The organism is Pararhizobium antarcticum (assembly GCF_001885585.1).
Taxonomy (GTDB): Bacteria; Pseudomonadota; Alphaproteobacteria; order Rhizobiales; family Rhizobiaceae; genus Pararhizobium; species Pararhizobium antarcticum.
Window position 1 is genome coordinate 176,311 of the sequence record NZ_LSRP01000001.1, and the last position, 14,183, is coordinate 190,493.

At 60.9% G+C, this 14,183-nt stretch carries 14 protein-coding genes; 6 read left to right on the forward strand and 8 right to left on the reverse strand.

The features are described from left to right. Positions 1-263: 263 nt before the first annotated feature. The 6 genes from purU to AX760_RS00790 all read right to left on the reverse strand — a co-directional run bounded on the left by purU (position 264) and on the right by AX760_RS00790 (position 6,085). A complete protein-coding gene (gene purU, locus AX760_RS00765; protein ID WP_071830915.1) occupies positions 264-1,148 on the reverse strand; it encodes a formyltetrahydrofolate deformylase in 885 nt (294 codons plus the stop codon). Positions 1,149-1,308: 160 nt separating this feature from the next. Further along, on the reverse strand, positions 1,309-2,616 hold the full coding sequence (gene glnT, locus AX760_RS00770; RefSeq protein WP_071830916.1) for a type III glutamate--ammonia ligase: 1,308 nt from the start codon (positions 2,614-2,616) through the stop codon (positions 1,309-1,311). Positions 2,617-2,648: 32 nt separating this feature from the next. Then, positions 2,649-3,110, reverse strand: a complete 462-nt coding sequence (locus AX760_RS00775; protein ID WP_071830917.1) for an OsmC family protein — start codon at positions 3,108-3,110, stop codon at positions 2,649-2,651. Between the two features lies 1 nt (position 3,111). Then, the gene (locus AX760_RS00780) at positions 3,112-4,440 is read right to left on the reverse strand and encodes an FMN-binding glutamate synthase family protein (RefSeq protein ID WP_071830918.1); all 1,329 of its coding nucleotides are present in this window, start codon (positions 4,438-4,440) and stop codon (positions 3,112-3,114) included. 14 nt (positions 4,441-4,454) lie between these two features. Next, positions 4,455-5,141 (reverse strand): GltB/FmdC/FwdC-like GXGXG domain-containing protein, encoded by a 687-nt coding sequence (locus AX760_RS00785; RefSeq protein WP_071830919.1) that lies wholly within the window; start codon positions 5,139-5,141, stop codon positions 4,455-4,457. 38 nt (positions 5,142-5,179) lie between these two features. Next, positions 5,180-6,085, reverse strand: a complete 906-nt coding sequence (locus AX760_RS00790; protein ID WP_071830920.1) for a class II glutamine amidotransferase — start codon at positions 6,083-6,085, stop codon at positions 5,180-5,182. A gap of 178 nt (positions 6,086-6,263) precedes the next feature. Between AX760_RS00790 and AX760_RS00795 the strand changes: the two genes are divergently transcribed. Both AX760_RS00795 and AX760_RS00800 read left to right on the forward strand, forming a co-directional pair. After that, positions 6,264-6,506, forward strand: coding sequence for a type II toxin-antitoxin system Phd/YefM family antitoxin (locus tag AX760_RS00795; RefSeq protein WP_071830921.1), 243 nt, complete (start codon positions 6,264-6,266; stop codon positions 6,504-6,506). Between the two features lie 15 nt (positions 6,507-6,521). After that, complete coding sequence (locus tag AX760_RS00800; protein WP_071830922.1) at positions 6,522-6,944, forward strand: type II toxin-antitoxin system VapC family toxin; 423 nt, start codon at positions 6,522-6,524, stop codon at positions 6,942-6,944. A 22-nt stretch (positions 6,945-6,966) separates the two neighbouring features. Here the strand turns inward: AX760_RS00800 and AX760_RS00805 are convergent, their stop codons facing one another. Together AX760_RS00805 and AX760_RS00810 are read right to left on the reverse strand one after the other, a co-directional pair. Beyond that, positions 6,967-7,662: a helix-turn-helix domain-containing protein gene (locus AX760_RS00805; protein WP_071830923.1), complete on the reverse strand. Its 696-nt coding sequence runs from the start codon at positions 7,660-7,662 to the stop codon at positions 6,967-6,969. A gap of 88 nt (positions 7,663-7,750) precedes the next feature. Then, on the reverse strand, positions 7,751-8,719 hold the full coding sequence (locus AX760_RS00810) for a GlxA family transcriptional regulator (protein ID WP_071830924.1): 969 nt from the start codon (positions 8,717-8,719) through the stop codon (positions 7,751-7,753). Positions 8,720-8,809: 90 nt separating this feature from the next. Here AX760_RS00810 and AX760_RS00815 point away from each other — a divergent pair, with 90 nt between their 5' ends. Genes AX760_RS00815 through AX760_RS00830 form a run of 4 tightly spaced genes read left to right on the forward strand, consistent with a single transcriptional unit; the run spans position 8,810 to position 13,861 of the window. Beyond that, complete coding sequence (locus tag AX760_RS00815; RefSeq protein WP_071831036.1) at positions 8,810-10,060, forward strand: sarcosine oxidase subunit beta family protein; 1,251 nt, start codon at positions 8,810-8,812, stop codon at positions 10,058-10,060. 9 nt (positions 10,061-10,069) lie between these two features. Next, complete coding sequence (locus AX760_RS00820; protein WP_071830925.1) at positions 10,070-10,342, forward strand: sarcosine oxidase subunit delta; 273 nt, start codon at positions 10,070-10,072, stop codon at positions 10,340-10,342. Beyond that, positions 10,339-13,296 (forward strand): sarcosine oxidase subunit alpha family protein, encoded by a 2,958-nt coding sequence (locus tag AX760_RS00825; protein ID WP_071830926.1) that lies wholly within the window; start codon positions 10,339-10,341, stop codon positions 13,294-13,296. Before AX760_RS00820 ends, AX760_RS00825 begins: the two co-directional genes overlap by 4 nt. After that, positions 13,289-13,861 carry a sarcosine oxidase subunit gamma family protein gene (locus tag AX760_RS00830; protein WP_071830927.1) on the forward strand — a complete coding sequence of 191 codons (573 nt, stop codon included), beginning with the start codon at positions 13,289-13,291 and terminating at the stop codon, positions 13,859-13,861. The genes AX760_RS00825 and AX760_RS00830 overlap by 8 nt, the downstream gene beginning before the upstream one ends. Positions 13,862-14,183 lie beyond the last annotated feature (322 nt).

A 14,183-nucleotide genomic window follows, 5' to 3' on the forward strand; every position in this document is an offset into this window, starting at 1 on the left:
GCCATCTGCGTTTCCGCCGTGTTGAGCAATATGTTTAGTGATATTGATTTTACTCAACATGGCAAGAGGCAATCGTTGCTGCACTGCACCCATACGGTTAAGGGGATGGACGCCGAAAATCTCTGGGTAAAAAATAACATCGGCTAAACAATTAGTTCAGGCGGGCTGTTGCATTGCGCAGTCGCGAAACAAAAAATCCCCGAACGCGGTTGGCGTTCGGAGATCAGGTCGTTCAGCGCTGGCCGGTGTTGGAAAACGCCGGATCAGCCCATGCGTTCCGAAGCGTAAGAGCCCGGGCTTGCCGGAAAGACAACGGTGCGATTGCCGTTGATGAAGGTGCGATTGTGGATATGGGCGTGCACCGCGCGGGCCAGAACCTGGCTCTCGACATCGCGCCCGATCGAGACGTAATCCTCGGCCGACTGCGCATGGGTGATGCGGGCGATATCCTGCTCGATGATCGGACCCTCGTCGAGATCGGCCGTGACGTAATGCGCCGTTGCACCGATCAGCTTGACGCCGCGCTCATAGGCCTGCTTGTAGGGGTTGGCGCCCTTGAACGACGGCAGGAACGAGTGGTGGATGTTGATGATCTTGCCGGACATTTTCTGGCACATCGAGTCCGACAGGATCTGCATATAACGGGCGAGCACGATCAGTTCCGTGCCGGTCTGTTCGACCACATCCATGATGCGGGCTTCTGCCTGCGCCTTGTTGGCCTTCGTCACCGGGATATGGTGGAAGGGAATATCGTGGTTGACGACGACCTTCTGGTATTCGAAATGGTTGGAGACGACACCGACGATCTCGATCGGCAGCGCGCCGATCTTCCAGCGATAGAGAAGGTCGTTGAGGCAGTGGCCGAAGCGCGACACCATCAGCAGCACCTTCATCCGGTGTTCGCTGTCGCGAATGGCAGACTCCATGCCGAAGCGCACCTTGACGGCTTCAAACCCTTTTTCCAGCGTCTCCAGCGAAGTACCTTCCTGGCTGATGAAGGTCAGGCGCATGAAGAACAGACCGGTCTCCATATCGTCGAACTGGGAACTGTCGGTGATGTAGCAACCTTCTTCCGCGAGGTAACCGGTGATCGCAGCGACGATGCCACGCGTGGATTTGCAGGAAACGGTGAGTACGTAGCTTTTCATCGGTGTCAGTCTCTTGGCTCGAGGTATTGGCTGGCACCACCGGCCAGCATCGTAAACGGAAGCTATCGCGCCGCTGGCCTGCCCGGCCATCCGTTTCGCGACATCGGATAGCAGGAACAGGCCATGGCGTCTCTTCTGAACTTCGAACGTGCCGCAACGCTCAGATATCGAGCGTCGTCTGTCGCTCCCACTCGGTAAACTGGGACGCGTACGTGTTCCACTCGAGATGTTTGAGCTTCAGATAGGACGCGGAGAATTCATGCCCGAGCACGGCCTTCAGTTCCTCATCCTTGTCGTATTCGCGCAAGGCGTCCAGAAGGTTGAGCGGCAGTTTCGGCGCATCCTTGATGGTATGCCCGTCCTTGTACATGTCGATATCATGGTGCGGACCGGGATCGGCATTGGTGCGAAGCCCCGAAAGACCGGCAGCGATGATGATCGCCTGCAGCAGATAGGGATTGACCGCGCCATCGGGCAGACGCAGTTCGAAACGGCCGGGCCCGGGCACGCGCACCATGTGGGTCCGGTTGTTGCCGGTCCAGGTCACCGAATTCGGCGCCCATGTCGCACCCGAGATCGTCCGCGGCGCATTGATCCGCTTGTAGGAATTGACGGTCGGGTTGGTGACGGCGGCCAGCGCAGAGGCGTGCTTCATGATGCCGCCGAGGAAGGTGCGGCCCTTGGCCGAAAGACCAAACGGCATGGCCTTGTCGGCAAATGCATTGGTCTTGCCTTCGAGATCCCAGACAGAAATATGGGCGTGGCAACCATTGCCGGTCAGGCCCTTGAAAGGCTTGGGCATGAACGTCGCCCGCAAACCATGCTTTTCGGCAATGGACTTGACCATGAACTTGAAGAAAGAGTGTTTGTCGGCCGTCTGTAGCGCGTCGTCATACTCCCAGTTCATCTCGAACTGGCCATTCGCGTCCTCATGGTCGTTCTGGTACGGCTTCCAGCCGAGTTCGAGCATCGCATCGCAGATCTCGGCGATAACATCATAACGCCGCATCACCGCCTGCTGGTCGTAGCAGGGTTTTTCCGCCGTGTCGTATTCGTCCGAGATCACCGAACCATCCGGCGAAATCAGGAAAAATTCCGGCTCGACGCCGGTCTTGACGCGAAGCCCCTGCTCGGCGGCTTCGGCGACCAGTCTTTTCAGCAGAACGCGCGGCGCCTGCTCGACCGGTTTGTCATCCATGACACAATCGGCTGCAACCCAGGCGACGTCTTTCTTCCAGGGCAACTGGATGGCGGAGGAGGCATCCGGCAGGGCAAACAAATCAGGGTGCGCCGGCGTCAGGTCCAGCCAGGTCGCGAAACCGGCAAAGCCAGCGCCATCCGCCTGCATGTCGGCGATCGCCTGCGTCGGCACGAGCTTGGCGCGCTGCGCACCGAACAGGTCCGTATAGCTGATCATGAAGTATTTTACGCCGCGCTCCTTGGCCCAGCTTGCGAGTTCCGTTGTCATGCAAGTTCCCCTGTGTGAAGGCTCTCTGGCCTTTAATCATGCGGCTCGCACCGAACCTCGGTGCGCACCGAATTGGCGATGAAGCATTCCTCATGCGCCTGATGGTGCAAGGCATCGACGACAGACCTTTCCGGCACATCGCCCTCCCAAGCGATGCGGGGCCGCAGCGTTACCCGGCTGACCCAGAAATGGCCCGACGCGTTCTTTTCCATCGCGCCTTCGGCCGTGTCGTCATAGCGATTGACCACCAGTCCCCGCTTTGCCGCGAGATAGAGGAAGCTCATCATGTGGCAGGACGAAAGACTGGCGACGAAGGCCTCTTCCGGATCGACCCCTGCCGGGTCGGAATAGCGCGGCACGACATGCGGTGATGACGAGGCGCGAATGCTGACACCGCCATCAAACGACCAGGAATGGCCGCGGCTGTAGCGATTGTCGGTGAAGACCTCGCTATCGCCGCGTTCCCAGACGATGGTGGCGGTGTAATGGGCCATGTCAGAAGCCGCCTTTTCCAGGGATCCAGCTGGTCCCGGCGAGCGGCACCTGCGCCATCGCGGAGGCTTCAAGGGTAAGAGCGACGAGGTCTTCCGGCTCCAGATTGTGGAGATGGTTCTTGCCGCAGGCGCGCGCGATCGTCTGCGCCTCCAGCGTCATCACCTTGAGATAGTTGGCCAGGCGGCGACCGGCCGCAACCGGATCGAGACGCTTGGCAAGCTCCGGATCCTGCGTCGTGATGCCGGCCGGATCCTTGCCCTCGTGCCAGTCGTCATAGGCACCTGCCGTTGTTCCCAGCTTCTGATATTCTTCTTCCCAATGCGGATCGTTGTCGCCGATGGCAACGAGGGCCGCCGTGCCGATCGCGACTGCATCGGCACCAAGCGCTAAGGCCTTGGCGACGTCGGCACCTGAGCGGACACCGCCGGAGATGATCAGTTGCACCTTGCGATGCATACCGAGATCCTGCAGCGCCTGGACGGCCGGTCGAATGCAGGCGAGTGTCGGCAAGCCGACATTCTCGATAAAGACGTCCTGCGTTGCCGCCGTTCCGCCCTGCATGCCGTCGAGCACGACCACATCGGCACCGGCCTTCACGGCAAGTGCCGTGTCGTAGTACGGCCGCGAACCGCCGACCTTGATATAGATCGGCTTTTGCCAGTCGGTGATTTCCCGCAGCTCGAGGATCTTGATTTCCAGATCGTCCGGGCCAGTCCAGTCCGGATGACGGCAGGCCGAGCGCTGGTCGATGCCTTTCGGCAGGTTGCGCATATGAGCGACGCGATCGGAAATTTTCTGGCCAAGCAGCATGCCGCCACCACCGGGCTTAGCGCCCTGACCGATGACGATCTCGATTGCATCCGCACGACGCAAGTCTTTCGGGTTCATGCCGTAGCGCGACGGCAGATACTGATAGACGAGCATTTCGGAATGTCCGCGCTCTTCGTCCGTCATGCCGCCATCGCCCGTGGTGGTCGACGTTCCGGCGATCGTCGCACCCCGGCCAAGCGCCTCCTTGGCATTGCCGGACAGCGCGCCGAAGCTCATGCCGGCAATCGTGATCGGTGTCTTCAGGACAATCGGCTTCTTGGCAAAGCGCGTTCCAAGCACGACGCTCGTGTCACATTTCTCGCGGTAGCCTTCGAGCGGATAACGCGAGATCGACGCGCCCAGGAACAGCAGATCATCGAAATGCGGAACCTTGCGCTTGGTGCCGCCACCGCGAATATCATAGATGCCGGTTGCCGCCGCACGGCGGATTTCGGCCATCGTATAGTCATCGAACGTGGCGGACTTGCGCGGCGGGGTATAGGGGTTCTGATAGCTCATGGAATGTCCCTGCCTTAATACGCTTCGGCGTTGTCGATGTTGAAATTGTAGAGCTTGCGGGCAGACCCGTAGCGCTTGAATTCTTCCGGCCTGGCGTCGGCAATACCGGCCTTTTCCAGAAGGTCTGCAAGCAGCTTCAGGTGCTTCGGCTTCATCTCTTTCTCGATGCAGTCCGCGCCGAGGCTCTTGACCTCGCCGCGCACGAAAAGCTTGGCCTCGTAGATGGAATCGCCAAGTGCTTCGCCGGCGTTGCCGAGCACGACGAGATGGCCGGATTGTCCCATGAAGGCGGACATATGGCCGATATTGCCCTGGACGACGATATCGATGCCCTTCATCGAAATCCCGCAGCGCGAGGCTGCATTGCCCTTGATGACCAAAAGGCCACCGCGACCCGTTGCACCTGCATACTGGCTGGCATCCCCCTCGATAACCACAGTGCCGGACATCATGTTTTCCGCAACGCCCGGACCGGCCGAGCCGTGCACGGTAACGGTGCCGCCATCATTCATGCCGGCGCAGTAATAGCCGACGCTGCCATGCACCTCGACGACCACGGGCTGGTCGATACCGACGGCAACGGAATGGCTGCCGCGCGGATTGACCACCTCGAAATTCGTATCGTTGGTGCCGGGGGCAAGGGTGTGAAGTGCGCTGTTCAATTCGCGCAATGGTGTTGTGGCAAGGTCGAAAACGCGCATCGCATCCAGACTTTCTCGTTGTAAACTGACATTCACGTTCAGGCGGCCTTTTCATGATCCCAGAAATAGACGGTCGCCGGCTCCGGCTCCCAGACACGCGCGCCCTCGATACCCGGCAGGTTGACGAGCGCCCGGTATTCGGATCCGAAGGCAATATACTGGTCGGTTTCGGCCATGACGGCCGGCTTGCAGGCGATCGGATCGCGGACCACGCCGAAACCGGACTTGGTGCCGACGACGAAGGTGAAAAAGCCATCGAGATCGTCGAGCGCGCCGGTCAGCGCCTGGCCGAGGTCCTTGCCCTTGGCCATTTCGGCCGTGAGATAGGCGGCCGCGACTTCCGAGTCATTCTGCGTCTCGAAGGTCATGCCTTCGCGCACCAGTTCGCGGCGCAGGTTGTTGTGATTGGACAGCGAGCCGTTATGCACCAGGCACTGGTCCGCACCGGTCGAAAACGGATGGGCGCCGAGCGTGGTCACCGCCGATTCCGTGGCCATGCGCGTGTGGCCAATGCCATGGGTTCCGCCCATCGCACGGATGCCGAAGCGGGACACGACATCCCTGGGCAGGCCGACTTCCTTGTAGATCTCGACACTGTCGCCCGAGCCCATGACGCGAATATCCGGGCGCTCCTGCGCAAGCAATTCGCGAACAGCGGTTGCCAGTGCGGAACTTGCCTCGATAACGGCATGCGTGCTTTTCAGCTCGACCGTGACGCTGGCGTCAACCGGCTTCAGCAGCGCTTCCAGCCCGGCAAAATCCGCAGCCGGCTTGGCCGACTGGACCGTCAACTTCGCACGCCCCACTGACGGCGTACCATAAATGGCAATGCCGGCGCTGTCAGGGCCACGGTCGGTCATGGTGACCAGCATATCGGACAGCATGTCGCCGAGTTTCGGCTCCAGGCTCTTGTCCTTCAAAAACAATCCGACAATTCCGCACATGGGGGAAGATCCTTCGTTTCATCGATGAAAGAGGGATAGCAGCTGTGTTTTGAATTTTCAACTGTGAAGAAACTTATTTTCTTTTAAAGCAACATTTTTGACCTCACGCCACCTCTGTCTTGGTTGCGCGTCAGGCGGCCGAATGCTATATGACCAACGAGATGGTCAGGAGGCCGACATGAAGACGCTGAACCTTGCCGATGCGAAGTCTCATTTGAGCGAACTCGTGACACAGGTCGAAGCTGGCGAAACCGTTCAGATTCTCCGACGCGGAAAGCCTGTGGCGCAACTGAGCGCGATTTCATCGCCCCGCAAGCCGGTGGAGATCGACTGGCTGACGTCGGTGACAGACGGCATTACCCCCCAGGCAGAAAGCGCCGGTGCGTTCATTCGCGCGATGCGCGACAGCGATCGCTACTAAGGCGGGACGCGGGGTATGTTGTACATCGACACGTCCGTGCTTGTCGCAGCTCTGACGGCGGAGGCTCGGTCTTCAGACATACAAATATGGCTTTCCGAACAATCCCCTGGGGAGCTTGCGATCAGCGATTGGACGATCACAGAATTTTCGTCTGCCCTGTCCATCAAAATGCGCACCGGCCAGTTGGCGCTCGATCAGCGGAACAGGTCGCTGGCTGGGTTTAGTCGGCTCATCTCGGAATCCTTCGATGTCTTCAGCATTTCGGCTTTTCATTTTCGTGCAGCTGCAAGGCTTGCCGATCGTTTTTCGTTGAACCTGAGGGCCGGCGACGCATTGCACGTGACGATTGCCTTGGAGCACGGAGCAACGCTGTGCACGCTCGATCAGCGATTGGCGGCTGCGGGACCGGAAATCGGTGCGGCAACGATGCTGCTATAGAGAGTGTCGGCCCCGCCGCGACTTACATTCCCTGCTTCTGCGGATAGGAAATGATCGACAGATAGCGGATCGGCAGTTTCACCAGTTCTTCCGGACCATGGCGGGCGTCGGCATCGAAGAACAGGCTGTCGCCGGGCGCCATGCTGAAGAGCCGGTCGCCATGGCGATAGACCACCTCGCCTTCCAGCATATAAAGGAACTCCATGCCTTCATGCTGAAATGCAGGAAACGTATCGGAATTGGCGCTGAGCGTAATGAGATAGGGTTCGACGACGACGCCGGCCGTGTTGTTGTCGATATGGCCGAGCAGCTTGTACTGGTGGCCGGCACGCGTCCCGCGCCGTTCGAGCTCCACCCCCTCGCCAGCTTTGACGAAGACAGCGTTGCGCGGCTCCTCATAACGCCGGAAAAACGCAGTGACCGGCACGCCGAGCGCCCGCGACAGGGACTGTAGCGTTGTCAGCGACGGCGAAATATTGCCGTTTTCGATCTTCGACAGCATGCCGAGCGAAATGCCGGTCGCCGTTGCCAGATCCGTGACGGTGATGCCAAGCTTCTTGCGGAAGGCACGAACCTCATGGCCGATGGCGATTTCAAGATTGTTTTCCTTGGGTTCGCGCAGCGCGTGCGGGTCCTGCAGGAAAGCCGCCTTCAGGGCTGGCCGCTCATCATCGGTCGTGCGGCCGATATCAATCTCTTTCGCCTTGCCTTTCGCCATGCCGGCTGTGCCCTTTCTTCTTTGAGTTGAGAAAAAGATTATCCTGAGAGTGAAATTTTCTCAACCGTCAAGAAATTATCCACATGCGCTATCCGGCTTGGCCCTGGCGGCTGTCACGCGGCGCGTTTCCAAAAGTTGTGTGGTAGCTGCGGGAAAAATGTCCGGCGCTGGAAAAGCCTGTGGCAAAGGCGATTTCTGAGATCGAGAGCGGGCTTTGTTGCAGCAGACGACGGGCATGATCGAGCCGGATCTTGCGGTATTCGATCAGGAAGGATGACTGCATATGGCTGGCAAACAACCGGTCGAGATGGCGCGGCGAGACACCGGCAAGGGCCGCCATCGCCTGTCGATCCAGAGGCGCCTCGATCGTCGTTTCCATCTTTTCCAGAACAGCCAGCAGGCCCGGATGGTTGACACGATAGCGCTCGGCCAGCGACGCGCGCTGCGGCGCGCTCGAGCTTTCGACATGGGTATGCAGATACCAGTCACTGACCCGGCGCGCAAAATCAGAGCCCATGCGTTCCGCGATCAGCGCGTGCATCATATCGAGCGGCGCGACGCCGCCACCGCAGGTGATGCGATTGCCGTCGAGCACATAGCGCGCCTGCCGCGGCAAAAGCGCGGGAAACGCCTCCATCAAGGCCGGCGCGTGCTGCCAGTGAAGGGTGAAGTCACGATCCCTCAGCAAGCCGGCTGCAGCCATCACATAGGGACCGCCGGAAATGCCGCCGATGCGGACACCATCCCGGGCCAACTGGCGAAGGCAGGCAAGCACGGCAGGCACCTCCCAATCGACCGGCGTACCGCCGGCGCAGACGAACACCATGTTGAGATCGGCGCCCCGCCCCGGCAACGGCTCGGCTGGCACGGGGATAGACGATGATGTCAGGGCTTTATCACCCTCGGCGACATGGTTGGACAGTAAATAGATATCGCGTCCGGCCAGCAAATTGGCAGCACGCAGGGGCTCGACGGCCGAAGCATAGGACATCAGCGCAAACCCCGGCAGGAGGATGAAACCGATCTTCTGGACGTTTGCCCGGTCTTCTTTCAGCATGTCTCATTCATGCTTTAATTCGTCCCCTTTCTGCAAGTGCCAATTTGCAGGCCTGTCATGATGGCGATCTGCTTTCACGGTGATCCGATCATGCGCTATTCTGCCTTTTCCGTCTTTCTCAACGCGCTGCGAGGCAACAGGACCTGGCAACCTGCGTGGCGCAGTCCGGTCCCGAAGACCCATTATGATGTCATCATCATCGGCGGCGGCGGGCACGGGCTGGCAACGGCTTATTATCTCGCCAAGGAGTTCGGCATCACCAATGTCGCCGTGCTGGAAAAAGGCTATGTCGGCTCCGGCAATGTCGGTCGCAACACGACGATCATCCGTTCCAACTACCTGCTCGAAGGCAACAACCCCTTCTACGAACTGTCGATGAAGCTCTGGGAAGGCCTGGAGCAGGACTTCAATTTCAACGCCATGGTCTCCCAGCGCGGCGTGCTCAACCTCTATCATTCCGACGCCCAGCGCGACGCCTACACGCGGCGCGGCAATGCCATGCGGCTGCACGGTGTCGATGCCGATCTGCTCGATCGCAATACCGTGCGGCAGATGCTGCCCTTCCTCGATTTCGACAATGCCCGCTTCCCCATCCAGGGCGCCCTGATGCAAAAGCGCGGCGGCACGGTGCGCCATGATGCGGTCGCCTGGGGCTATGCGCGCGGCGCCGACATGCGTGGCGTCGATATCATCCAGAATTGCGAAGTCACCGGCATCCGCCGCGAAAACGGCCGCATCTCGGGCGTCGAAACCAGCCAGGGCTTCATCGGCTGCGGCAAGCTGGCCATGGCGGCCGCAGGCAATTCGACCACCGTTGCCGACATGGTCGACATGAAGCTGCCGATCGAAAGCCATGTTCTGCAGGCCTTCGTCTCGGAAGGACTGAAACCGTTCATCGACAATGTCGTGACTTTTGGCGCCGGGCATTTCTATGTCTCGCAGTCCGACAAGGGCGGGCTTGTCTTTGGCGGCGATATCGACGGCTATAACTCCTATGCCCAGCGCGGCAATCTGGCGACGGTCGAGCATGTCGCCGAGGCCGGCGTCGCGATGATCCCTGCACTCTCGCGGGTGCGCGTGCTGCGCTCCTGGGGCGGCATCATGGACATGAGCATGGACGGCTCGCCGATCATCGACCGCACCCCCATCGACAATCTCTACCTGAACGCCGGCTGGTGTTATGGCGGCTTCAAGGCCACGCCCGCCTCCGGTTTCTGCTACGCCCATCTGATCGCGAAAAACGAGCCGCACGAGACCGGGCGCGCCTTCCGCCTCGACCGTTTCGCGCGCGGCCGGATGATCGACGAAAAGGGCGTTGGCGCCCAACCCAATCTGCATTGAGGACCTGACATGGCCAGCCTGATCGCCTGCCCCCATTGCGGGCCGCGCCCCAAGGAAGAATTCACCGTTCGCGGCGATGCCGGCATCACGCGCCCCGAACCGGATGCCGGCGCGGATGCCTGGCATGCCTATGTCTATCTGCGTGACAATCCGCGCGGACGGCACAGGGAACACTGGCACCACACGTCCGGCTGCCGCCGCTGGCTGATCGTCGAGCGCGACACCGTGACCCACGCCATCTACTCGGCCGTTGATGCGGCCGCGACGGGAGAGACCGCATGAGTTCTTTCCGCCTGCCCAGCGGTGGCCGCCTGGACCGCAGCAAGCCGCTCGACTTCACTTTCGATGGTAAGCCGATGCAAGGGCTTGCCGGTGACACCGTCGCCTCCGCCCTGCTCGCCAATGGCCGCCAACTCGTCGGCCGGTCCTTCAAGTATCACCGGCCGCGCGGCATCCTGACTGCTGGTGCCGCCGAGCCCAATGCCTTGCTGACGATCGGGGACGGCGGACGCACGGAGCCCAACACCCGCGCCACCGTCGCCGAATTGTATCAGGGCCTCATCGCAAAAAGCCAGAACCGCTGGCCCTCCATCGATTTCGATCTGGGTGCCGTCAACAGCCTGCTGGCCCCCTTCCTCGGCGCCGGCTTCTACTACAAGACCTTCATGTGGCCGGCGGCCTTCTGGGAAAAAGTCTACGAGCCGATCATCCGCAAGGCGGCCGGCCTTGGCCGCGCCACCTATGAGGCCGATCCTGATAGCTACGAGAAGTGCTGGGCGCATTGCGACCTTCTGGTCATCGGCTCCGGCCCTGCAGGCCTTGCCGCCGCCTTGACGGCTGGTCGTGCCGGCGCCCGCGTCATTCTCGCCGACGAAGGTTTCGAGTTCGGCGGATCGCTTCTGTCGGAGACAGCACCGATCGCCACCCAGACCCCGGCGGAACTGCTTTCCCGAACGCTCGCAGAACTGGAAAGCCTGCCGAATGTCCGATTGCTGACCCGCACCACCGTCTTCGGCTGGTATGACGGCAATGTCTTTGGTGGTATCGAGCGGGTCCAGAAGCATGTCGGCACGATCGATGCCAACCGCCCGATGGAACGGCTTTGGCGCTTTGCCGCCAAGAAGGCCATTCTCGCCTCCGGTGCGGAGGAGCGGCCCATGGTCTTTGGCGGCAACGACATTCCCGGCGTGATGATGTCAGGAGCGATGCGCAGTTATCTGAACCGGCAGGCCGTCGCGCCCGGGCGACAGACCGTGATCTTCACCAATGGCGCGTCGGGCTACCGGACGGCGGCCGATCTCGAAGCGCGCGGCCTCGATGTCGCAGCCATCGTCGACAGCCGCGCGGATGCACCGAAAACCTGGGACGGCAAGGCCCGTGTCATTTCCGGCGGCGTGGTTATGGATGCCAAAGGCGGCAAGGCGCTCTCCGGCGTCACGATTGCCCAGGCCGGAACGTTAGAGGTTATCAAGGCCGATGCGCTCGCCATGTCCGGCGGCTGGAGCCCGATCATCCACCTTGCCTGCCATCGTGGCGCGCGGCCGGCCTGGTCCGACGCGAAATCCGCCTTTCTTGCGCCCGAAATACAGGACGGGCTGAGCATAGCCGGTTCCGCCGCCGGACTGGAAACGCTGGAAGCCTGCCTTGCAGACGGCGCCGAAAAAGCCCGCCGCCTGGTCACCGACCTCGGCTTTGCCAACGCCGATAGAGCCTTTGCGGCCGTCGCCGACAGGACCGAGCCTGTCAAGCCGCTCTGGTTCGTGCGCGGCTCGAAAGGCAAGGCCTTCGTCGATTACCAGAATGACGTGCACGTCAGGGATCTCGTCTCCGCGGTTGGCGAAGGCTATGGCCATGTCGAACTGGCCAAGCGCTACACGACAAACGGCATGGCGACCGATCAGGGCAAGCTCTCCAACATGAACGCCATCGGCATTCTGGCCGAAGCGCGCAAGGTCTCGCCCGCAGCTGTGGGGACGACGACCTTTCGTCCATTCTACACGCCGCTCTCCTTTGGCGCGCTGACCGGCGCCTCCAAGGGCAGGCATTTCCAGCCCGTGCGCAAATCGCCACTGCACGATTGGGCAAAGAAAAACGGCGCCATCTTCGTCGAGACCGGGCTCTGGTACCGATCCTCATGGTTCCCGAAGGCGGGCGAAACGACCTGGCGCGAAAGTGTCGATCGCGAAGTCCTGAACGTCCGGAAAAATGCCGGCATCTGCGACGTCTCGACGCTCGGTAAAATCGAGATCTTCGGACGCGATGCTGCGGAATTCCTCAACCGCGTCTACTGCAACGCCTTCCTGAAGCTGCCGGTCGGCAAGGCGCGCTACGGGCTGATGCTGCGCGAAGACGGTGTGATCTACGACGATGGCACCACCAGCCGGCTCAGCGAAAACCATTTCTTCATGACCACGACGACAGCCTATGCCGCCGGCGTCATGAACCATCTGGAATTCTGCGCGCAGGCGCTGTGGCCCGGTCTCGATGTGCAGTTCGCCTCTTCGACCGACCAGTGGGCGCAGATCGCCGTGGCCGGCCCGAAGTCGCGGGCAATCCTGCAGACCATCGTCGATGAAGATATATCGGACGCGGCTTTTCCGTTCCTCGGCGCAAGGGAAGTCTCGCTGTTCGGCGGCAGGCTTTCCGCTCGACTGTTCCGCATCTCGTTTTCCGGCGAACTGGCCTATGAACTTGCGGTCCCCGCGGGCTATGGCGAAGCCGTTGCCGACGCCATCATGGACGCGGGTGCCGAACACGGCATCTGCCCCTACGGTGTCGAAGCGCTCGGCGTCATGCGCATCGAAAAGGGCCACGTGACGCATTCCGAGATCAACGGCACCGTCATTCCCTCCGATCTGGGGTTTGCGAAAATGGTTTCAGTCACCAAGCCCGATTTCATCGGCAAGGCGATGCTGTCACGGGAAGGCATGCTCGATCCGGACCGGCTGTCGCTGGTCGGCGTCAAGCCTGTTGATCCCAAGACGACGTTCAAAACCGGCGCGCACATCCTGACCGAGGGTGCGACACCGACGCTCCAGAACGATCAGGGCTATGTGAGTTCCAGCTGCTACTCGCCGAACCTCGGCTCGACCATCGGTCTGGCGCTGGTCCGGCGGGGGCCGCAGCGATACGGCGAACAGGTCACCGTCTGGAACGATCTGAAAAACGAATACACCAAGGCCGTGCTGTGCAGCCCGGTCTTCTTCGATCCGGAAAACGGAAAGCTCCATGGTTGATTTTGTCCTCCTTCACCGTGCCGCCCTTGCCGGGGCAAGATCCGGCGCCTTCGGGACGTCAATGCCTGAAAAGCGGATCACGCTTGAAGCGCTGCCGGAAGGTCATGTGCTGCAGGTTCTGGCAGGCCGCGCCACGGGCGACGTTACGGCGCTGGTTGCTTCGCTTGGAGATGGCAAGGCGCAGTCTGTGCGCCCGGTCGGACCCGGGCAATGGTTCGTGGTCGGCGATGCAGTGCTTTCGACCGTCGACATGGCGGAAAGGAAAGCGCGCCTGTCCGGACAGGGGTCTATGGCCGATCAGGCCCACGGGCGCGTCCGGATCGCCATCAGCGGCACGGATGTAGAAGCCGTTCTGGCCAAGGGCACCGCCGTCGACCTGAACCTGTGCGAATTCCCGGCCGGACGATCGGCCATGACCCTGATCGGCCATATTTCCGCGCTGATCACCCGCACCGGTGAGCACGCTTTCGAAATTCTCGTCCTGCGCGGCTTTGCCGAAAGTCTCTGGGACGAACTCATCGAGATGAGCCTCGAATTCGGCGTGGACGCACGCCCCCCTGTGTGACCCGCAACGGCGCTGCTGCGGCCTCATTTAAACCGCAATTGAGGCTACGCTTGCATCTCAGTCGCTCTTTGGCCAAGGCTTGGCTGCTCAATCCAAATTTCCGATCGTTCTCTTGCGGGTTTCATGCCTGGAGACGGGACATCTATCCGGCGCCACCCGATCAATTTCGCGGGTCGCCCGGCAGCACGTGACGACGGATGGACTGACAGTTCCCGAACCGGCAAACGCTCCTTCAAAAAGCGGATATGACCAAGCGGGGTCAACTCCGGTTTCTAAAACCACGCTTTTTCATCCAAGGAGACTGCCCATGGCTTCGAGCCCC